The 20,027-nt window shown below is 71.7% G+C and carries 21 protein-coding genes; 6 read left to right on the top strand and 15 right to left on the bottom strand.

Going from position 1 to position 20,027, the window contains the following annotated elements; translation table 11 throughout:
• Window positions 1–2: 2 nt before the first annotated feature.
• The 3 genes from ACIRR9_RS27520 to ACIRR9_RS27510 all read right to left on the bottom strand — a co-directional run bounded on the left by ACIRR9_RS27520 (window position 3) and on the right by ACIRR9_RS27510 (window position 2,903).
• Window positions 3–1,175, bottom strand: coding sequence for a glycoside hydrolase family 64 protein (locus ACIRR9_RS27520; RefSeq protein WP_403756979.1), 1,173 nt, complete (start codon window positions 1,173–1,175; stop codon window positions 3–5).
• A gap of 236 nt (window positions 1,176–1,411) precedes the next feature.
• The gene (locus ACIRR9_RS27515; RefSeq protein WP_403756878.1) at window positions 1,412–2,167 is read right to left on the bottom strand and encodes a dienelactone hydrolase family protein; all 756 of its coding nucleotides are present in this window, start codon (window positions 2,165–2,167) and stop codon (window positions 1,412–1,414) included.
• Window positions 2,168–2,282: 115 nt separating this feature from the next.
• Window positions 2,283–2,903, bottom strand: coding sequence for an L-threonylcarbamoyladenylate synthase (locus ACIRR9_RS27510; protein ID WP_185148861.1), 621 nt, complete (start codon window positions 2,901–2,903; stop codon window positions 2,283–2,285).
• 691 nt (window positions 2,904–3,594) lie between these two features.
• Here ACIRR9_RS27510 and ACIRR9_RS27505 point away from each other — a divergent pair.
• Complete coding sequence (locus ACIRR9_RS27505; RefSeq protein WP_403756874.1) at window positions 3,595–5,124, top strand: helix-turn-helix domain-containing protein; 1,530 nt, start codon at window positions 3,595–3,597, stop codon at window positions 5,122–5,124.
• Between the two features lie 124 nt (window positions 5,125–5,248).
• Here the strand turns inward: ACIRR9_RS27505 and ACIRR9_RS27500 are convergent, their stop codons facing one another.
• From ACIRR9_RS27500 to ACIRR9_RS27470, 7 genes are all read right to left on the bottom strand, one after another.
• Complete coding sequence (locus ACIRR9_RS27500) at window positions 5,249–6,481, bottom strand: cytochrome P450 (protein ID WP_403756871.1); 1,233 nt, start codon at window positions 6,479–6,481, stop codon at window positions 5,249–5,251.
• Window positions 6,478–7,704 carry a cytochrome P450 gene (locus ACIRR9_RS27495; RefSeq protein ID WP_403756868.1) on the bottom strand — a complete coding sequence of 409 codons (1,227 nt, stop codon included), beginning with the start codon at window positions 7,702–7,704 and terminating at the stop codon, window positions 6,478–6,480. Before ACIRR9_RS27495 ends, ACIRR9_RS27500 begins: the two co-directional genes overlap by 4 nt.
• Window positions 7,701–8,324: a GTP-binding protein gene (locus ACIRR9_RS27490; RefSeq protein ID WP_403756865.1), complete on the bottom strand. Its 624-nt coding sequence runs from the start codon at window positions 8,322–8,324 to the stop codon at window positions 7,701–7,703. The genes ACIRR9_RS27495 and ACIRR9_RS27490 overlap by 4 nt, the downstream gene beginning before the upstream one ends.
• Entirely contained in the window at window positions 8,296–8,658 is a 363-nt protein-coding gene (locus ACIRR9_RS27485) for a DUF742 domain-containing protein (RefSeq protein ID WP_403756862.1), read from the bottom strand. The genes ACIRR9_RS27490 and ACIRR9_RS27485 overlap by 29 nt, the downstream gene beginning before the upstream one ends.
• Complete coding sequence (locus ACIRR9_RS27480; protein WP_365338493.1) at window positions 8,655–9,077, bottom strand: roadblock/LC7 domain-containing protein; 423 nt, start codon at window positions 9,075–9,077, stop codon at window positions 8,655–8,657. Before ACIRR9_RS27480 ends, ACIRR9_RS27485 begins: the two co-directional genes overlap by 4 nt.
• Entirely contained in the window at window positions 9,074–10,561 is a 1,488-nt protein-coding gene (locus ACIRR9_RS27475; protein WP_403756860.1) for an ATP-binding protein, read from the bottom strand. The genes ACIRR9_RS27480 and ACIRR9_RS27475 overlap by 4 nt, the downstream gene beginning before the upstream one ends.
• A gap of 217 nt (window positions 10,562–10,778) precedes the next feature.
• Window positions 10,779–12,035, bottom strand: coding sequence for a serine hydrolase domain-containing protein (locus ACIRR9_RS27470; RefSeq protein ID WP_403756858.1), 1,257 nt, complete (start codon window positions 12,033–12,035; stop codon window positions 10,779–10,781).
• 243 nt (window positions 12,036–12,278) lie between these two features.
• On the opposite strand from ACIRR9_RS27470, the gene ACIRR9_RS27465 reads away from it, so the two are divergent.
• Entirely contained in the window at window positions 12,279–12,449 is a 171-nt protein-coding gene (locus tag ACIRR9_RS27465; RefSeq protein ID WP_185148859.1) for a hypothetical protein, read from the top strand.
• A gap of 6 nt (window positions 12,450–12,455) precedes the next feature.
• Here ACIRR9_RS27465 and ACIRR9_RS27460 read toward each other — a convergent pair whose 3' ends face one another.
• Window positions 12,456–12,923: a hypothetical protein gene (locus ACIRR9_RS27460; protein WP_403756855.1), complete on the bottom strand. Its 468-nt coding sequence runs from the start codon at window positions 12,921–12,923 to the stop codon at window positions 12,456–12,458.
• Between the two features lie 345 nt (window positions 12,924–13,268).
• On the opposite strand from ACIRR9_RS27460, the gene ACIRR9_RS27455 reads away from it, so the two are divergent.
• Together ACIRR9_RS27455 and ACIRR9_RS27450 are read left to right on the top strand one after the other, a co-directional pair.
• Window positions 13,269–14,618, top strand: coding sequence for a transaminase (locus tag ACIRR9_RS27455; protein WP_403756852.1), 1,350 nt, complete (start codon window positions 13,269–13,271; stop codon window positions 14,616–14,618).
• A gap of 18 nt (window positions 14,619–14,636) precedes the next feature.
• Window positions 14,637–15,077 carry an Lrp/AsnC family transcriptional regulator gene (locus tag ACIRR9_RS27450; protein ID WP_365338479.1) on the top strand — a complete coding sequence of 147 codons (441 nt, stop codon included), beginning with the start codon at window positions 14,637–14,639 and terminating at the stop codon, window positions 15,075–15,077.
• Window positions 15,078–15,081: 4 nt separating this feature from the next.
• Here ACIRR9_RS27450 and ACIRR9_RS27445 read toward each other — a convergent pair whose 3' ends face one another.
• Window positions 15,082–16,179 (bottom strand): PP2C family protein-serine/threonine phosphatase, encoded by a 1,098-nt coding sequence (locus ACIRR9_RS27445; protein WP_403756849.1) that lies wholly within the window; start codon window positions 16,177–16,179, stop codon window positions 15,082–15,084.
• Between the two features lie 267 nt (window positions 16,180–16,446).
• On the opposite strand from ACIRR9_RS27445, the gene ACIRR9_RS27440 reads away from it, so the two are divergent.
• Together ACIRR9_RS27440 and ACIRR9_RS27435 are read left to right on the top strand one after the other, a co-directional pair.
• On the top strand, window positions 16,447–17,355 hold the full coding sequence (locus ACIRR9_RS27440; RefSeq protein WP_403756846.1) for a GNAT family N-acetyltransferase: 909 nt from the start codon (window positions 16,447–16,449) through the stop codon (window positions 17,353–17,355).
• A 44-nt stretch (window positions 17,356–17,399) separates the two neighbouring features.
• Window positions 17,400–17,720: a hypothetical protein gene (locus ACIRR9_RS27435; protein WP_403756843.1), complete on the top strand. Its 321-nt coding sequence runs from the start codon at window positions 17,400–17,402 to the stop codon at window positions 17,718–17,720.
• Between the two features lie 13 nt (window positions 17,721–17,733).
• Here the strand turns inward: ACIRR9_RS27435 and ACIRR9_RS27430 are convergent, their stop codons facing one another.
• Genes ACIRR9_RS27430 through tgmA form a run of 3 tightly spaced genes read right to left on the bottom strand, consistent with a single transcriptional unit; the run spans window position 17,734 to window position 19,859 of the window.
• Window positions 17,734–18,621, bottom strand: coding sequence for a Gfo/Idh/MocA family protein (locus ACIRR9_RS27430; protein WP_403756840.1), 888 nt, complete (start codon window positions 18,619–18,621; stop codon window positions 17,734–17,736).
• A gap of 47 nt (window positions 18,622–18,668) precedes the next feature.
• Window positions 18,669–19,652: an ATP-grasp ribosomal peptide maturase gene (gene tgmB / locus ACIRR9_RS27425; RefSeq protein ID WP_403756838.1), complete on the bottom strand. Its 984-nt coding sequence runs from the start codon at window positions 19,650–19,652 to the stop codon at window positions 18,669–18,671.
• Between the two features lie 15 nt (window positions 19,653–19,667).
• Window positions 19,668–19,859: a putative ATP-grasp-modified RiPP gene (gene tgmA / locus ACIRR9_RS27420; RefSeq protein ID WP_089102565.1), complete on the bottom strand. Its 192-nt coding sequence runs from the start codon at window positions 19,857–19,859 to the stop codon at window positions 19,668–19,670.
• Between the last annotated feature and the right edge of the window lie 168 nt (window positions 19,860–20,027).

Here is a 20,027-nt window from a genome sequence, read left to right as displayed (position 1 = left end):
TGTCAGCTCAGCGGGTCCAGGGTGAGGTACGCCTGCTGCGGGTTGCCGTCGTTGACCAGGGACTCCTGGTTGCCGACGTCGTCGAAGGCGAAGGCGTACGCCTTGCCGTCGGCCATCTGCGCGTGGATCTTGCGCGCGTAGTGGTTGGTGACCACGTCCTGGTAGAAGTCGGCCGTGTTGGTGTCCGGCTGGTTCGAACTGGTCAGCAGCGTCGACCGGTTGAAGCCCGCGCACAGGGTGCGGGAGATCGGGCCGCGCACCTGGTCGTTGGGCGCGTCCAGCAGGTTGTGGCAGCCGAAGATGCTGCTCGCGTCCGGCTTCTGGAAGCTCGTCACCACCGCCCCGGAGGAGTTGGTGAAGTTCATGACGCTGCCCGAAACCCGGCCGAAGTACTTGGTGTTGGGCTGGTCGGCGAACGGGGTGACGGTCAGCGTCGACGACGAGTACTTCGACCAGACCCGGTTGACGTAGTCGTCCATCACGGTCGACGGAAGCGCCCCCGTCTCCACGCCGTACAGCGGGGAGAGCGCGCGGAGCACGGTGCCGTCGGACCTGGTCTGGATCAGGTTGGCCCAGCCGCCGGGCTGTCCGCGCAGGGCGTTGAAGAACCCGTTGTAGCCGCCCGACTTGAGGTGCCCGGTGCTGGCCGTACTGCCGTCGGAGCGCTTCACCCCGACCGCGTACGGCGCCGAGAACATGTCCACCTGGGTGCTGTTGATCCACAGCCCCGAGTCGTTCAGCGTGTACTCGGACCAGTTGAAGAGGATATTGCGGTTGGGATCGGTCGGGTTCTGCACGGCGGGCTGCACCAGACCGCCGGTGGTCAGCCTGAAGTCGAGCTTCTGGCCGTAGGAGAAGTAGATCCGGGCGGAGAACTTCGGGATCCGGATCGTCGTCGACCGGCCCGCCGCCGGGCCGGTGATCGAGGCGTCCGGCGCCGGGGTCGGCGGGTTGCCGCCGGCCGGCCAGGCGTGGAAGGTGCCGTTCGCGTCGGCGTAGCCCTGCTTCCCCGTGGAGAGCTGGGTGCCGAGGTCGTAGAGGTAGACCTGGTCGCTGCGGCCGGAGTTGTTGGAGATCTTCAACGGGATCGTGTCCGGTACGGCCGCGCCGGCCGGTGCCGGGGTGCCCAGAGCGAGCGCCCCGCCGATCAGTGCCGCCGTGGCCGCCAGGGGCAGCGTCCGGCGTGCGATTCCTGTGCGCACTCTCCACCTCCGTGTGGGGTCGGGGTCGGTACGAAATTGGTCCGGACCAATTCTGAGAGCGCTCTCAGGGTGGCGGCGGGGCGGGTGCATGTCAATGCGCGGGACGAAAGGCGGGACGAAAGCCGGGACGAAAGCCGGGACGAAAGCCGGGACGAAAGAAAGGGGCCCCCGCCGGTCGGCGAGGGCCCCGCGACGCGGACGCGATCGGCTCAGAACGTGCGCTTCAGCAGGCCGAGCAGGGCGTCCCAGTGCCGCTCGGCGGCCTCGGCGGAGTACGACGGGGTGTCGGCCTGGGTGTAGCCGTGCTCCGCGCCCCGGTAGATCTCGCACGTGTTGCGGACCCCGGCGGCGTCGAGCGCCTCCTGGAAGGTGTGGATCTGCTCCTCGGTCATCGACTGGTCCTGGTCCGCGAAGCCGAAGTACAGCTCGGCGGTGACCCGGTCGGCCAGCAGATGCGGGCTGTCCGCGTCGTCGGTGACCATCCGGCCGCCGTGGAAGCCGCCCGCCGCCGCGACCCGGTCCGGGAACGCGGCCGCGGTCCGCAGGGCGAGCCGGGCGCCCATGCAGTAACCGGTGATCGCGACCGGCCCGTCGGCCACCAGCGGGCTCTCGGCCAGCCAGTCCAGGTAGCCGGCCGAGTCCCGGTCGCTGAGCTCCGGCGTCAGCGACGTCATGACCGGGAAGATGCGCTGCCAGATCGTCGGGTCCACGGAGGGGTCGATGAACTCGGGGAGGTCGAAGACCGGCGTGCGGCCGCTGCGGTAGAAGACGTTCGGGACCAGCACCGTGTAGCCCTCGCCGGCGAGCCGGTCCGCCATCGACTTCAGGTGCGGGCGGATCCCGAAGGCGTCCTGGTAGAAGAGCACCCCCGGGTGGGGGAGTCCGTCGGCGGGGTGGGCCAGGTAGGCGTCGGCGACACCGTCCTCGGTGGTGATGTCCACGTCGGTTCCCTGTACGGCGGTCATGGCGCAAGTGCCTCTCTGTGGAGTCGGCGTCGGGGTGGGGGACACCCGGCGCGGCATGTCCTGATCATCCTGGCACGCGACGGTGGGAGAGCCGCTTCGGGGGAGCCGGAAGTGGTCACTCGAAGCGCGTGGTGTCGCCCGCGCCCCGGCGGACGATCTCCGCCTCGCCACTGGAGAAGTCGATGACCGTGGTCGGCTCGGTGCCGCACTCCCCGGAGTCGACCACCGCGTCCACCTGATGGTCGAGGCGGTCCTTGATCTCCCAGCCCAGGGTCAGCGGTTCCTTCTCGTCCGGCAGCAGCAGGGTGCTGGACAGCAGCGGCTCACCCAGCTCCGCCAGCAGCGCCTGGGTGACCACATGGTCGGGGATGCGGACTCCGACGGTCTTCTTCTTCGGGTGCAGCAGCTTGCGCGGCACCTCGCGGGTCGCCGGGAGGATGAAGGTGTAGCTGCCGGGGGTGGACGCCTTCACGGCCCGGAACACGTCGTTGTCGACGCGCACGAACTGGCCGAGCTGCGCGAAGTCGCGGCACATCAGCGTGAAGTGGTGCCGGTCGTCCAGGTGCCGGATGCTGCGGATCCGGTCGATGCCGTCCCGGCTGCCGAGCTGACACCCCAGCGCGTAGCAGGAGTCGGTCGGGTATGCGATGAGGGACCCCGACCGCACCGAGTCGGCGATCTGGGAGATGCTGCGCGGCTGCGGGTTGTCGGGGTGCACATCGAAGTACTTCGCCATCCGCCGAGCTTATGCCGTACCGGCGAGTGTGCCACTCAGGCCCCGCGGCGTGCACCGCCCGGCCCGCGTCGGGACCGGCCTCGCCCGGAATCCGGCGCGGCCGGCGATCCGCCCAGGCCGACGGTCCCGGCCGTGCGCGTCGCCCCTGGTCGGCAGCCCTCGAAGCCGCGTGGCCACCACAGGCCGGCAGCCCTGTGATCCGGGCGCGTTCCCTCAAGGCGGCGGCTCGTGGATCCGGGTGTCTGCGTGGATGGCTGGGGCTCGTGGATCCGGGTGTCTTCGCCGATGGCGGCGGTCCGTGGACCCGGGAGTCTTCGCCGATGGCGGTAGTCCGTGGATCCGGGTGTCTTCGCCGAAGCCGGCAGCCTCCGGACGCGGGTGCGTTCGCCGAAGGCGGCTGCCTCGTGATCCGGGCGTGTTCGCCCAGGTCAGTGGCTTCCAGAGGGGGACGGATCCGCAGATGCCGATGTCTTCGGAATCCATGTGCATACCTGTCGGATTCCGGGGCACCCGATCTCCAGCCACCCGGGGCCTTCCCCCCGGCTCCGGGTGAGGCGTTCTCCGCCGGCGGTCCGTCCCCCGTGGGCCGCCGGCGGAGTCGTACCCGGCGGGCGGCGGCCGGGACCGTGCCGGGTTCATCGGGTAACGTCCGTAGACCGAGGCCGAAGCGAGGAACGAGGAGCACGGCGACATGGCAGGCCGAGCCGGCGAGGGCCCGCACCCCCCGACACCCCACGGCGACACCTGGGCCGCGCAACTTCTCGATCATCTGCGGCCCGGCGCCCGCGACCCGCGTCGGGTCGCCGCCTGGCTCGCCCGTGCCGTGCAGGCGTCCGTCCGCCTCCAGGACGGCGACGGCACCCTGCTCGCCGGCGACCCGATCCCTCTCGACGACGGCCTTGTGGCCGACGTGGTCGCCGGACGGATCTCCGCCGCCGCCGTCCAGGACGGCGACCGTCACCTCCGCCTGGTCGCCGTACGGGCCCCCGAACCGCGCCCGGCGGCCGCCGGACTGCTCGCCGTCGCCCGCGCGGCCCCCTTCGACCGGCGCGCCGCCGAGATCGTCACGCACACCGCAGGAGTCGTCGAACTCCTCCTGCGGGAAAGGGAGCTGACCGCCGCAGGACACCGGCTCCGGCGCGCCACCGCCGATCTGCGCCTGGCCATCCTGCAACTGCTGATGGTGGAGGACACCGTCTCCGCCCGCCGGGTCGCCGCCGGCCTGTGGCCCGGTCTCCTCGACACCGACAGCGCGTCCGTGTACATCGTCGAGGGGGACCCGGCGGAACGCGACGGGCTCGCCGAGGACTGCCTCGACATCACCCGCGGTCAGGCCCTGGTCGTGCGCTGCCCCGCGATGGACGGCCATGTCATCATCGTCAGCCCCGCGCCCAAGGCGGGCGAGTGGCTGCGCTCGCTCGTCGACGGCCGCCCCGGCACCTTCCTCGGCGGCAGCGTCCAGCAGAGCCTCGCCCGCACCGCCACCGCCTACGGCCAGGCCGTCAGCGCCCTCGCCGTCGCCCACTTCCGCTCCGACCAGGCCGCCGTCTACGCCGAACGCACCCACCCGGAACGGCTGATGGACCCCGCCGCGCTGCACTCCTGGTCCACCGCCGTGCTACGGCCGCTCGACACCCTGCCCCACCACATCCGGGCCGAACTCCTCGCCACCACCCGCCTCGGCCTGGAGTTCACCGCCGTCAGCGCGGCCAAGGTCCTGGGCGTCAGCCGCAACACCGTCCGGGCCCGCATGGACCGCGTCGAGGCGCTGCTGGGCGCCGACTTCTCCGACCTCACCGTGCGCGCCACCGCCCATCTGGCCCTCAACACCCAGGCGGCCCGGACGGAAGACCTCACCGTCAGGGCACCACAGGTGTCCGGAGTACGGCTGGCCGACCTGCTGGCAGGGCCCGCGCTGCGTGCCTGGGCGCACGACCTCCTGGACCGTCTGACGCGGGACGGCCGGGACCTGCGCGGCACCCTGCGCGCCTGGATCGCCGCCGGCGGCAACTCCGAACGCGCCGCCCTGGACCTGGGCGTGCACGCCCAGACCGTCCGCGAACACGTACGGGGCGCCGAACCAGTCCTGGAGCGTCAACTGCTGGCCGCCGGCACCGACCTGTACGAGGTCGTGCTGGCCCACCTCGTCCTCGGGGACCTCGCCGCACCCGTCCTGCTCCGCCCGAATCCGGGCCAACCGGACTCACCTGTGCACGGGTGAGTCCTTCGGGTACCAGAACGGGCATCGGCGCGATACCCAACGGCCGGATCCGCACGTAAGTTCACGTTTCGCGGGGGCACGACCGGAACGGGGGACCGGTCGCCGCCCCCGCGACCCAGCAGCCTCAGCTCCCGAGCAGCACCGGGATCTCCTGCCAGCCGATGGCGATGAACGACGGCACCTGGCGCAGTTCCTTCTCGCCGACCGCGAGCCGCAGCCCGGGGAAGCGTTCGAAGAGCGCGGGCAGCGCGGCCAGGGCCTCCGCCCGGGCCAGCGGCGCGCCGATGCAGCGGTGCACCCCGATCCCGAACGCGAGATGGTCGTCGGCCCCGCGCGCCGCGTCGAACGCGCCCGCGTCCGGCCCGTAGTGCTCGGGATCCACACCCGCCGCCGCGAACGTGGTGATGATCGCGTCCCCGGCCGGAATGGTCACGTCCCCGACCTTCAGGTCGTTCACCGCGAACCGCAGCGGCAGCGAGGCGATCGACGGATGCGCCCGCAGCGTCTCGTCGATCACCGCGTCCCAGCCGATCGTCCCGGAGCGCACCGCCGCCAGCTGCACCGGATGCGTCAGCAGGGCCACCACCGCGTTGCCGATCAGGTTGACCGTGGTCTCGAAACCGGCGCCGATCACCAACAACAGCGTGTAGAGCAGCTCTTCGTCGCTGAGCCGGTCGCCGTCCTCGTCCCGGACCCGGATCAGCTCCGTGGTCATGTCGTCGCCCGGGTGCTCCACCTTGTACGCGATCAGCCCGCCCAGGACCGTGCCGATCCGCTCCTGCACGAACGCGGCGTGCTCCGGGGTCGGGTCGGAGGTGTCCATGATGGCCGCGATCAGCTCGGCGGTGTCCGCCCGCATCTCCTCGGGCACACCGAACAGTTCGCAGATCATCTGCATGGGCAGCGGCTGTGCCAGCCCGGCCCGCAGGTCCACCACCGAGCCGTCGGCCCCCGCGGCCGCCACCGCGTCGAGCAGCTCCCCCGCGATCGCCGTGACCCGCGGCAGCATCGCCTCGGTACGGCGGTGCGTGAAGCTCGGCGCCACCAGCTTGCGCAGCCGGGTGTGGTCGGGGCCGTACGCGGAGAGCATGTTCACCACGCCGATCCAGCTCAGCACCCAGCCCCAGGAGGGGTGTTCGCCGATCTCCGGCCACAACCGCCAGTGTTTACGCGGGTCCTTGCTCACTTGAGGATCGAGGATGAGCTCCTTGAGGACGTCGTAACCGGTCGGCGCCCAGGCGGGAATGCCGCCCGGCAGTTCGACGGGCACGACGGGGCCGAGGGCGCGTAACCGCGCGCTCTCCGCCGGGATGTCGGAGCCGAACGGGTCGAGGGCGATACGGTCGGTGACGGTCACGACGACTCTCCAGGCTGGTCGGGGATGCGGGGGCTGAACCGGACGGGCAGGGACGTCAGCGAGCGGTGGAACGGGCCCGGCCGCCAGCTGAGCCGTTCGCGGGGCAGGACGGGGTCGAGGTCGGGCAGCCACAGGGTGAGCCGTTCGATCGCCTCGGTCGCGATGAGCAGCGCGTGGTGCCGGACCGGGCAGGCGTGCGGGCCCGCGCCCCACGACAGGTGCGAGGCGTCCCCGGGCCGCCGGCCGGAGGTGACCTCCCGCTCGGCGAACAGCCCCACGGCACCGAAGGAGACGACGACCGGGATCGCCGGCCGGACCCACGCCCCGTGGAAGGAGACGGGCCGACGGGCGTAGTAGATCCCGTAGTTGGACAGCGGGGTCTCGTGGTGCAGCACCTCGACCACCGCGTCCATGACCGGACGGGCGCCGCTGGTCAGCGTGGAGTAGTAGAGCGGGTTGCCGAGGATCCGGGAGAGCGCGTTGGACACCAGGTTGGTGGTCGGCTCGTAGCCCGCGCCGAGGGTGAGGAACACCTGCCAGGTGACCTCCTCCGGGGTCAGCTGGGCGGGATGGTCCAGGAGCATGCTCGGCAGGTCCTCGCCGCGTTCCTCGACCTTGGCGGCGATCAGCCGCAGCACGTAGTCGGCGAACTCCGCCTCCCCCTCGGCGGCCTGCGCGCCGCCCTCCATCATCTTGTGGACGCCCGCGTTGAGCCGGTCGCCCTGGCTGTCCGGCAGCCCGAACAGGTTGTTGAACACCAGCGCCATCAGCGGCCGGGCGAAGTCGACGACCAGATCCGCCTCGCCCCGGGGCGCGAACCGGTCCACCAGCAGCCGTACCGCCCGGTGCACCAGCGAGCGCAGGTCGTGCGGCTCGATCAGGTCGAACACGTCGATGAGCGTGGTGCGGTAACGGATGTGCGCGTCGGCGTCGGAGAACAGGGCGTTGGGCCGCCAGCGCATCATGCCGAGCAGCGGGGAGTCCTCGGGGACGGTCGCCTCCCAGCCCCGCGGGTCGTGCGAGAAGGTCTCGACGTCCCGCAGCACGTCGAGCGCGGCGCGCCGCTCGGTCACCACGTACGCGGGCGTGCCCGGGGCGAGTTCGGCCCAGCCGACCGGGCCCTGGGCGCGCAGGGCCGCGTAGTAGCCGTGCGGGTTGCGGGCGAAGCCGTCCTCCCACAGGCGTACCGGTCCGGAGACGGTGAAGGACTGCTGCGCGGTCATCGGGCCTCCGCCGGCCGGTCGTCGATCAGATGCTGTACGAGGGCGAGCAGCGCGTCGACCGAGGAGTGCGGGTCACGCGCGTCACAGGTCACCATCGGGGTGCCCGGCTCCAGGTCCAGGGCGGCACGAAGCTGTTCGCCCGTGTAGTGGGCCGGTGCATCCGGGAACACGTTGAAGGCGACCGCGTACGGCAGCCCCGCCTCCTCCACCAGGCCGAGCACGTCGAACGACGCGTCGATCCGCCGGCTGTCGACCAGGACGAGGGCGCCGAGCGCCCCGTAGGAGATGTCCTCCCACAGCGTCCGGAACCGCTGCTGCCCCGGAGTGCCGAACAGGTACAGCACGATCCCGCCGGACAGGCTGATCCGCCCGAAGTCGATCGCGACGGTCGTCGTGTCCTTCTCCCGCACCCCGTCGAGGTCGTCGACATGGACCGAGGCCTCGGTCAGGTGCTCCTCGGTGTGCAGCGGGCGGATCTCCGACACCGAGTCGATCAGGGTCGTCTTGCCCACCCCGAACGGCCCCGTGACCAGGATCTTCACCAGGTCGCGGGCGGAGTCGGGGAGATGGGTGCCGCCCGCGCGGGGCAGCTCACCGGTGCTTGAGGGCGCGGAGGCCATCGGCCACTCTCTTCAGCAGGTCGGGGTCGAACCGTTCGGCGGGCGGGATCGGCGCGCGGGTCTGGACCAGGTCCCGGTCGACGAGGTCGGCGGCCAGCACCCGCACCGCGGAGAACGGCAGCCGCAGCAGCGCCGCCGCCTCCACCACGGTCAGCGCGCCGCCGGACAGCAGCTCCAGCAGGGCCAGTTCGGCGGCGGGCAGACCGGCGGGCAGCGGGCTGCCGTCGCGGGTGAGCACCGTCAGCCGTTCCAGATGCGGACGGCTGGGCCGGGCCACCCCGCCGGTCGACAGATACGCGGGGACCAGGGGACGGCCGCCGAGGCGGCCGGTCATGCCGGCGCGCCGCCGTCGGAGCCTCTGGGCGCGGCCGCCATCGCCTTCTCACCCAGCCGGGCCACCTGTGAGTGCACCCGGTGCGCCAGCAGGTCCAGCCGTGCCTCCGGGTCGCCGTAGGCCGCCACGCAGGTGCCGTGGTCGGTCGGCACGATCAGCACGTACCCGTGGTCCGATTCGATGACCACCTGCCGCACCTCGGCCCGGTCCCGGTCCGCGAACGCGGCGGCAGCGGCCCGGCAGGCGCCCTGCACGGTACTGGTGATCGCGGCCACCCGCTCGGCGGACGCCTGCGACAGGGCGTCCGTGTAGCCGGTCGCGAGGCCGTCCCGGGTGAGCAGGACGGCGGCCAGTACATGCGGCACCTGCAGGATCGGATCCAGCACCCATGCCGTCTCGCCCGCATCGCGGCTGGTCATCTGGCCGCTCCTCCTTCGTCGTCGGTCCGTTGGGGATCGGGCGTGCTCGCCCGCTTCGGGGTACGCGCCGCCGCGGTGCCGTACTGCAGGGCCGCCAGGGCGGCGGCCGCCTCCTCGGGACGGCGCACGGCGGACGGCGGCTGCGGCAGGCCGGAGGCGTCGGTACGGGTACGACGGCGCCGCTGTGGCAGACCGCCCAGGTCGCTCGACTCGGGGTGGCCCGGGGCGGCGGCGCGTTCGTGCTCGGCCCCGTGACCGGCCGCGGCGGGCACCGGTGCCACGGGTGCGGGTGCGGGTGCGGGTGCGGGTGCGGGTTTGGGCGCGGGCACCGGTGCCGCGGGTGCGGGCGGCTCGGCGGACGGCGTGCCGGACCCGGCCGGCTCGCGCACCGGCTCCCTGCGCGCCGCGCGTTCCCTGGTCGAACGAGGCGCGCTGGCCGAGGGCGGCCGCTCCTGCGGGTCGATCCGGCCGAGCAGATGACTGTCCACCCGCAGCACCGCGCGCACCCCGCCGTACGGCGAGGGCGACGACACATCGACGCTCAGGTCGAACTGGCGGGTGAGCTGCCCGATCGCGGCGAGGCCCATGCGCGGCGGGTCGCCCAGGTCGGTCAGCAGGATGGGGTCGCTGCCCGCCACCAGCCGCTGGGCCCGGGCCCGTTCGTCCTGCGTCATGCCGAGACCCGCGTCGTCGACGGTGACGCACACCCCGTGGTGGACGTGCTCCAGATTGACGATGACGTCGGTGTCCGGCGCCGAGTGGCGCAGCGCGTTGTCCAGGAGCTCGGCGACGATGATGGCGACCGGCTCGACCGCGTGGGACACCAGGGCGGTGCCCGGCTCCAGATGGTTGTGGACCCGGACCCGGTGGTAACCCGCGAGCCGGGCCTGGCCGCCGGTCACCGCGTCCACCACATGGGACTCCTCGCGGGCCAGCCCCACCCAGGCCCCGCACACCACCGCGGCGACCTGTGCCCGCCGCAGCGACTGCTCGTTCTCGTGGTCGAGCGCGAACAGCGTCTGCGCCAACTCGGGGTCGTCGTAGCGCTGTTCGAGCCCCCGCAGGGCGTCCTGGAGGCGGTACAGGGCGGCCTGGATCTCCCGGGTGGCGCCCCGGAGCCCGGCCTGTGCCGCCGCGTCGATCCGGACCCGCTGGGCCGTCAACTCCTCACGCAGCGCGGTCAGTACGTACTCCAGCGCGATCCCGGTGGGCGTCCCGGGCGTGTTCTGCCGTACCGGGCCGGGCACCCTGAGGTGCGGATGCGCCAACTGGGCCGCGGCCGCGGGCATCCTGCGGGCGGCGAGATGCTCGATCTCGGAGATGAACGCGCCCTCGGCACTCTCCAGCCGGTCGCGCAGCTCCGCGACTTCGGCCCGCAGCGCCGCCTTCTGGCGCCGGGACCGCAGCAGGCTGCCGCCGAGGGCGAGCGCGGAGAGCGTTCCGGCGGCGAGACCACCGGCCACCAGTTCCGGTAATTCGATCATGGAATCGGTTTCCAGGGGAGTAGGGCAGCAGTGGGCAGGGGGGAGCCCAGGGCCCTCCCATGTGGCGCTCGCAGCACAGTACACACCGTCATTGACCGGCCCCGCACGGTGAATCGTTACATCGCTTCGAATCCGCTCGGTGACTGTTCGCTTCTGTGTCAACTGTCGGAAATGCCGTGTACGCAGCGCGAGTTGGGTTTCCGCGTGTCGTGTGCGGTCAGTGGGCGGCGGGCACCGCGGGCAGGTTGAACACATGGTCGGGGGAGATGATCCGGGTGATCGCCTGGCCGAAGACCGTGCTGGGCTCGATGGTCCCCCGGTAATTGATGTCGGTGTTGAGCAGCACGACCACGGTCGTCCGCGTCGACGGCAGATAGACGGTGAGGGCCTCGTAGCCCGGCAGCGAGCCGTTGTGCCCGATCCACCCCTGGACGTCGAAGATGCCGAGGCCGTACCCGGCGCCCGGGATCTGGGTCGGGGGCGTCGTCAGCCGCTGCTTCTGGATGGCGGCGCTGACCATGGTCGTGCCGTCGGGGAAGATCCCCGTGGCCGCCGTGCGCGCCCAGGTGTGCAGGTCGCCCAGGTCGGAGATCATCGCGCCGGCCGCCCAGGCCCAGGTGGGGTTCCAGTCGGCTGAGTCCTCGACCTTGCCGCTCGCGGTCTGGTCCGTGTAGCCCTGGGCGTGCGGGGAGGGGAACTCGTTCCCGACCGGGAAGAGAGTGTGGTGCATTCCGGCCGGGTCGAGGATGTGCCGCTGGATGTACTGGCCCAGCGGCTGCCCGCTCTCCTTCTCGACGAGCAGGCCGAGCAGGATCAGGTTGGTGTTGGAGTAGGAGAACTTCTCCCCGGGCCGGAACAGCACCGGATGCCTGAAGGCGTAGCCGAGCAACTGCTGCGGGGTCATGGTGCGCTGCGGATCCGAGGTCAGCGCCCTGTAGAAGCCCTCGTCCGCGGAGTAGTTGAACAACCCGCTGCGCATCCCGGCCAGTTGGCGCAGAGTGATCTCGTCGCCGTTGGGCACTCCGGAGATGTACCTGCCGATCGGGTCGTCCAGGCTCAGCCTGCCCTGGTCGACCAGCTGCAGCAGCGCCGTCACGGTGAACATCTTGGTCTCGCTGCCGATCCGCATGTACAGGTCGGACGACATCGGCTGCCCGGTCGTCTTGTTCGCGACCCCGAACGAGCGAATGTAGTCGGCCTGGCCGGGCGTCCAGACGCCGACGGTCACTCCGGGTACGTTCGCCTCGCGCATCACCTGCTGTACGGCCGCGTCGAGGCGGCGGGCCACGGCCGGGGTCATCGCACGGACGTCCGGGGTGCCGGACGGTGACGGGGTCGGCGAGGATGCGGCGAACGCGGCCGGTGCGGAGCCGGGCGCGGCGTACGACGCCCCTCCTGCCAGGGGTGCGGTCAGTGTCCCCAGTACGAGGGCGATCGCGGCCCCTCGGCGCAGCGGGACGGACATATGCGGCATGGGCTGACTCCAAGCACGTGAGGAGGAACGTGCGGTGGGGTCGGACGTCGGAACCCTGACTTCACGGGATCGGAAGCCTGACTTCACAGGATACGAGCGGGTGCCCCATGGCGCCCGCCGACCGGTCGGCCCCCGGAATGCTTGTAGGACGGGCGGGAGGGCCGATCGGGCGACCCGATCACCCGACCGGGTGGGCGGGTCGGAGGGCGCGCACCGCGGAGGCCTTCCGGACGTTGCCCGGGCATGGACGGAACCTCCCTGACGCCCTGGCTCCCGGCCCGGCACCCCCGGGCCCTGCAGTCCCGCGAGCCGATCTACGCCCAGCTCGTCCGGGAGTGGCGGGCCCAGGGCCGCACCGTGCCGGCCGAACCGGAGAACCGGTGGGCCATGGTCCTGCTCCCGCCCCGCCGCTGACCCCGGCTATTCCTCGCAGATCGGCCGCAGCACCGCCAGCGTGCCGTTGGCCTCGCGCAGCGCCAGCTCCAGCGTGCCCGGGACATGCAGCGAGCCGCTGCCGTCCGGCGGCACCAGCCACTCCAGGAAGCGTGCGGGCCGGTACGGCGGCGGTACGGCGACCCAGGTGCCCTTCGTCGCGTAGCGCAGCCCGGAGCCGATCCAGCCACCGGACGGATCGGGCGGCAGGAAGAAGCCGACCCGGCGCGCGGCGGTGTCCACCAGCGTCGGCCCCGGCACCGGTAGCGACGGCCGCCACAGCAGGTCCAGGGTGAGCAGCCCGAGCCGGTCCGGCACCGTCAGCACGTCCCAGAAACGGCCCGCCTCCAACAGCGAGACGCCCTCGCCGTGATCCCACTCCCACTTGCACGTCCGGGGGTCCGACGAGGCCGCCGCGAGCCATTCCACACCCTGCATCCACATCCTGTTCGTCATGCACTGCTCCGGGGTATCTCCGCTCACCTGTTTCGGACGCAGGGAACGATCGACACCGGGCACTTGGTGCGTTCGCACTCCAACCCGGCATATGCATGTTGGTAGATATTTCTAACTGGCGGAAGGGGTGGCGAACCCTGGCGTTTCAGGGCGTTTGTTCGAACACCGGGCGCCGGTGCGGTGAGCGGGCGGTGCGGTAGTTCCTCCATCGGCGGGCCTGCACTCCCGTCGCGCTCGAATCTGTCGCTGTGACAATCGATTCGATCGCCATCTCTTGATGCATGGCTGGTTTCGGTCGTACGCTCCGCTTGTTCCGCTGCCACCGCTCCCGACCAGGGGTACTCCATGGACCGCACCCGACTGCACACCCTCCTGGCCCGGGAGAGCGCCGAGGCCGAGCGGCGAAATCCCCGCTCCCGAGCCGCATATGCCCGCGCCGACCATCTGTTCGGCCGGGTTCCCATGACGTGGATGAACAAGAACGCCGGTGCGTTCCCCCGGTACCTGGCGACCGCGCGCGGCGCCCGGGTCACCGACATCGACGGGCACGAGTACATCGACTTCTGCCTCGGCGACACCGGCGCGATGGCCGGGCACTCGCCGGCCGTCGTGACCGAGGCCGCGCACCGTCGGTTCGCCGAGCTGGGCGGGGCCACCGCGATGCTGCCGACGGAGGACGCGGAGTGGGTCGGCGCGGAGCTGGCCCGCCGTTTCGGGCTCGCCCGCTGGAGCTTCTCGCTCACCGCGACCGACGCCAACCGCTGGGCCATCCGGCTCGCCCGCGCCGTCACCGGCCGCCCCAAGATCCTGGTCAACAGCTACAGCTACCACGGCAGCGTCGACGAGTCCCTGATCGTCGTCGGCCCCGACGGCAAGGGGGCACCCCGCCCCGGGAACGTCGGCGCGCCCTGCGACGTCACCCTGACCAGCCGGGTCGCCGAGTTCAACGACCTGGAGCAGCTGGAGCGCGAACTCGCGCACGGCGACGTCGCCGCCGTCCTCATGGAACCCGCGCTCACCAACATCGGCATCGTCCTGCCCGAACCCGGCTACCTGGACGGCGTGCGCGCGCTGACCCGGCAGTACGGCACGCTGCTCATCAACGACGAGACGCACACCTTCTCCGCGGGCCCCGGCGGCTGCACCGCCGCCTGGGGGCTGGAACCCGACCTGCTGACCATCGGCAAGGCCATCGGCGGCGGCATCCCGGCCGGCGCCTACGGACTCTCCGCCGAGCTCGCCGAGCGGCTCCTCGCCCGCGCCGACCTGGACCTGGTGGACATGGGCGGGGTCGGCGGCACCCTCGCGGGCAACGCCCTCTCGGTCGCCGCGACCCGGGCCACCCTGGAGCATGTGCTCACCGACGAGGCGTTCGCCCGCATGGACTCGCTCTCCGCACGCTTCGAGACCGGCGTCCGTACAGCCGTCGAGGCCCATGCCCTGCCCTGGTCGGTCAGCCGCCTGGGCGCCCGCACCGAGTACCGCTTCGTCTCCCCGGCCCCGCGCACCGGCACCGAGTCCGAGGCGGCCGCGGACACCGAGCTGGAGGACTTCCTGCACCTCTACCTCGCCAACCGCGGCATCCTCCTCACCCCGTTCCACAACATGGCCCTGATGTGCCCCGACACCACCGAACAGGACGTCGACACCCACACCGCGGTGTTCGCGGCCGCCCTGCTCGAACTGGTCGGCTGACGGAGAGGGCGAGGGCATATGGACGACATCGACCGGGCCATCCTGCGCGAACTCCAGACCGACGGCCGTATCGCCTACGCCGACCTCGGCCCGAAGGTCGGCCTGTCCGCCTCGGCGGCCCGGCAGCGGCTGCAGCGCCTGCTGGACTCGCGGGCCGTCCAGGTCGTCGGCGTGACCGACCCGATGGCCATGGGCGGCCAGGCGATGGCGCTGCTCGGCATCGCCGTGGACGGCGACCCCCGTGCCGTCGCCGACGCCCTCGCCGCCCACCCCGAGGTGGTCTACTCCGTCTTCACCTCGGGCGGCTTCGACCTGTTCGCGGAGGTGGTCACGTCCGGCCCGAAGGACCTGCTCGACTTCGTCAACGACGTGGTCCGGCCGGTCGAGGGCGTACGCGAGGTCCAGTCCTTCCCGTACTTCGGCATCCACACCCACCGCTTCCTGTGGGACGTGGGCTGAGACCTCAGCGGATGGCGGGCGCCAGTACGAGCATGGTGGCGTCGTCACGCACCTCGAAGTGCCCGGACAGGTCCGCCCACACCAGTTCGGCGAGCGCGGCCGCGTCCGCACCGGAGAACTCGGCCAGCCGCTCCGGAAGCGGATAGAAGCCCCCTGATCCGTCACGTGCCTCCCAGACCCCGTCCGAGGCGAGGAACAGCCGGTCGCCCCGCCCCAGCTCCACCGTGACCTCCTTCGGCGGTTCCACACCCGCCAGCGCCAGCCCCAGCGGCGCCCCCGGTACGACGGCCAGCTCCTGGGCCCGCCCGTCCCGCAGCAGCACGGGAGCCGGATGACCGCAGGCCACCACCCGCACGGACCGCAGATCGGCGGAGAACTCCAGCAGCAGGGCCGTGGCGAACAGCTCAGCGTTCGGTACGCCGGCCGAGTCCACCGCCAGCCTGCGGTCCATCCGCGCCGCCACCGACTCCAGGTCCGGTTGGTCGAGGACGGCCTCCCGGAAGGCCCCCAGCAACGACACCACCGTGGAGACGGCGGCCAGCCCGTGCCCCCGTACGTCCCCCATCACCGCCCGCACCCCGTACGGCCCGTTCCGCACGTCGAAGAAGTCGCCGCCGACCAGCGTGCCGTGCTGCGCCGCCCGGTACAGACCCGCGCACCCCACCGTCCCGACCCGGTCCGGCAGCGGCGGCAGCACCGCCCGCTGCACCGCCTCGCCCACCGCCCGCTCGGTGACCAGCTGGGCGTCCCGGTGGCTGCGCACATAGGACACGAACACGCTCAGTACGGCGACGAACGTGATCGTGAGCAGGTCGGTCTGGCCGGGTCGGTTCAGGTGCGTGGCCGGCACATTGAGCAGGACCACGACCAGACAGCCGAGCGCGGCCGTCGCCAGCGGGCCGTACGACAGGACGGCCAGCGGCGGTATGGCGCCGAGGAGGAACCCGAAGTCATGACCGTTGCGGCTGAGCAGCGTCGCCACGGTCACGCCCGCGAGCAGCGCGAGGGGCAGCAACCGTACCCACCGTGGCGGTGGCGCACCCTGCAGCCAGCCACGACCGTCCCGGTAGCCACGCGACGACCAGCCGCGCACCGAAGTCACATCCCTAAGCTACGCCCGTGTTCGGACACCCGGCCCGCCCCGATCTTGGAACGCCCCGTCCCGATCTTGCAGTGCCGTCGCGGGAAAACCCGTGGACGCGGCCGGGCCTGGCCCCTAACGTATGAACGCACGCCCGAGACCGGACGGAAGGAGGCGAGTGCCGTGTTCATCACACCCATCATCCAGCGCTCCCTCCCCGTTTTCCGGGCGTGACAGGTCAGAGCTGACCCGGGAGCGCGCCCCGCAGCACGCATCCCGGAGGATTCCGTGACCGATCCGGTCATCCGCACGCTCGACGACAGCACCGCCCACCTGTTCGACACCATGCCCGACCCGCTGCGCATGCGCGAGAAGCACCAGCGCACCCGATTCCGTCCCGAGTGGCAGCGCGTCGCCCTGCGCGACGGACGGGTGGTCGCCCGCGCCGCCTGGTGGGGCAGGCCCGAGGACACCCAGCCGCTCCTGATCAACTGGTTCGACGTGGCCGAGGGCGAGGAGGAGGCCGGCGCCGAACTGCTGCGCAGCGCGCCCTGGCAGGTCGACGAACTGGAACTCGACCTGCCCACCGGCTGGCGCGACACAGCTGGGACGCGCACGGCCGCCGAGACCTGCTTCACCGCCGTCCGCAAGGCCGGCTACGAACTGCTGGTCGAGCGGTACAACTACCGCTGGACTCCCGAGTGCCGCCTGCCCGAGCGGCCCGGCCGCCTCGTCTTCACCGCCGAACCCGACGACGGCGTCTTCCTCGACATCCTGCGCGCCATCAACTCCGACACCCTCGACGCCCACGCCCGCCGGGCCGTCGAAAAGGGGGGAGTGGAGCTGGCCGCCCAGGAGGATCTGGAGATCTTCCACTGGATGCCCTCGCCCCGTGAGTGGTGGCAGATCGCCCGCACGCCGGCGGGGGAGCCGGTCGGCATCCACATCCCCGCGCGCAACCCGGTGGGGCCGTGCATCGGGTTCATCGGTGTCCTGCCTGGGCACCGTGGGCACGGCTACGCCTACGACCTGCTCGTGGAGTGCACCCACTTCCTCGTCGAACAGGGCGCCGAGTTCATCGCCGCCGCCACCGACCAGGGCAACTTCCCGATGGCCGGGAACTTCGCCAGGGCGGGCTACCCCGTCGTCCGGGAGCGGGTGAACTTCTGGGCGGACACCGCTGTCAGTGCCGGGTGACATGCTGAGAGCACGGTGATCGACAGCGTCCGGGAGGAGTCGGCATGGGGTTCGAGGGCGGCGTCTGGAAGGTGCGCGGCCGGCAGGAGGCGATCGGCGAGATCGTCATCGACGAGGCCGACTTCCCCTGTCTGTCGGGCAGCTTCACCCCCGGACCCGGCTTCGCCGATGTGCAGGACCTGTTCGCGCGGGAACTGGTACTGGCCGAGGACGAGGACTGGGAGGCGTGGGAGGAGGTCCACGACGAGATCCGCCGCCAGGTCTCGCTGATCTCACCGGACGGCCCGGTCCCCGAGTTCCTGCTGCACATCGAGGGGGACCGGGCCGGGTTCAGATGGAGCGACAAGCCCTTCGACGACGTCTGAGAGGGGTGTCCCGCTAACCGACGTCCTTGCCCAGTACGGTCTCCGCCTCCGTGAGGATCTCGGTCACCCGCAGACCGAACGCGGCGTCGCAGGGGTGGGCGCGGCCCGTGTGCGCGGCGGTGAGCAGGGCGTCGGCGGCCCGGGTCAGGGCGGGGACCGCTCCTTCCGCACTCCTCGGCAGCAGCGTCACCCCCGCCTCGCCCCGCAGCTCCACATCGGCCCCGGCCGCCGCCGGGGGCGCGGTGAGGCTCAGCGTCACCGTGCTCGACGCCCCGGTGGCATGCTCCAGGACGAGATGGACGGTGTCCGCCGGGCCGTGTACGGCGGCCGCCACCCTCCGTACGTCGCCCAGCACCGGCAGCAGCACGGACAGGGCGTGCGGCCCCACGTCCCACAGCGCGCCCTTCTCCCGCCGCCACGGCGACTCGGCGAACGGGCTGTCGCCGGTGAACACCGAGCCCAGCCACTGCGCCCGTGCCGTGAACCACCCGGCGGTGGCGGCCTGTTCACCGATCCACGCCTCCGGCTCCTGCTGGAACCGGGTGGTGAAGAACACCACCGAGGCGACCCGGGCCCGCTCGGCCGCCTCGACCACCGCCCGCCCCTCGGCCATACCGATCGCCAGCGGCTTGTCAAGGAGCAGATGCCGGCCCGCTTCCGCCGCCCGCACCGCCAGCTCCGCCTGTACGGCCGGCGGCAGCGCCACCGCCACCGCGTCGACGTCGGCCAGCAGCGCGTCCACGTCGTCGTACACCCGGACGCCGTACTCCTCCGCCACCTCCACCGCGGCCTCCGGGCGGCGGCCCCACACCCCGGCGAAGTCCAGCGAACCGTGCCCCGCCAGCGCGGGGGCGTACGCCCCCCGTGCCCAGGGACCGGTCCCCAGCAGTCCGATGCGCATCTCCCGTTCCTTTCTCCGTGCTCTGTTCCACACCGACGCCCAGTCCGTCAACGCGTCGTGCTCCGACCGCCGTTGACATACGACCGGTCCTGCGCGGTGCCGGTCGCCAGCCAGTCGGCGATGGCCTCGGCGATGGGCTGCCCGGTGTCCATCTCGACGAACCCGAACTGGCCCGACTGGTTGCACTCCAGGAACCACCAGATGCCGTCGGCGTCCTCCGCGAAGTCGAAGGCGCCGTAGGCCAGTTCGGCGTCCTTCATATACGTGAGAACAGCCTCGGCGACTCGCGGCGGCACGTCCGCCGCGAGCCAGGGAGAGACGGACGGGGCGAACCGGACGTCCACGTCGTCGGGATGGGCGTCCGGGTGCACCGGCTTGCGGGCGGCGAACAGCGCGTCGCCGACCACGGTCAGCCGGATGTCGGCCCGCTTGGCGACCCGCCGCTGGAGCAGCGTGGGGCCGAACGCCACCGCCGCGAAGTCGGCGTCCGGCGCCACCCGGCTGGTCGGCACCGCCCGCGGCGGCTCCTGCGGATGCGCGCCCGACACCGGCTTCACCACCAGGTCCGGGAACCGCTCCGCGAACTCCCGGGCCGCCTGCGGAAACGTGGTGATCAGCGTCGCGGGCACGGCGAGCCCGCTGCGCTGCGCCAGCCGCAGCTGCCACGGCTTGTGCCGGGCCTGGCGGGCCGCGTCCGGATGGTTCATCCAGCGTGCGTCGGTCCCGCGCAGCATGCCGTACAGCGCCTGCGAGGACTCCTCGCTCAGCCAGGCGGACGGCTGGGCGGCCCGGGCGGCCGCGACTCCGGGCCTGCGCACCCAGACGGAGCGCAGGCCGTTCATGCCCACCAGGCGTCCGTTCACGGAGAGGTGTCCGCGACTGACGCCCTGCACATACTCGCCCGACAGGGCCACACCACTGGTCAGATCGGCAGGATCGAGGCGGACGACGGGCACGGCGGCCTCGTGCAGCCGGAGGACCACCATGTCCGCCGTCACGTCCTCGTCAGTGGTCAGGATGAGCACGGTCATCGTCTGGTTCCGCGCTCAGTCGTCGAAGTGCGTCTTGGAGCCTGCGGTGGAGGTCGTCGTCCCCAGGGCTCTGAGCGTTGCGTGATCGGTGGCTGCGATCCGGCCATCGTGGAGAACGTTCAATTGCAGACCGGAGTCATACGCGTACGGAGTGGTGACGTCCAACTGCACTGCGGGGCGTGCGTAGTTGAGCGCGAACGGTTGCATGGTCTCTCCCTGTTTCGTTCTTCCATGCACTTATACGATTCGAACGCGTGGTTGGTTTCCTTACTCTGCGTAATCTCAGCCCGAATTAAGAGCTTGTTAAGGAACTGCCTGGGAACCAGCGGGGAATCGTCTCCGCACGTGGCCGATTTCACATGCCCGTCCGGCATG

The organism is Streptomyces sp. NPDC101234 (genome assembly GCF_044767525.1).
GTDB lineage: Bacteria > Actinomycetota > Actinomycetes > Streptomycetales > Streptomycetaceae > Streptomyces > Streptomyces sasae.
This window is presented reverse-complemented; position numbering and strand designations above follow the sequence as displayed.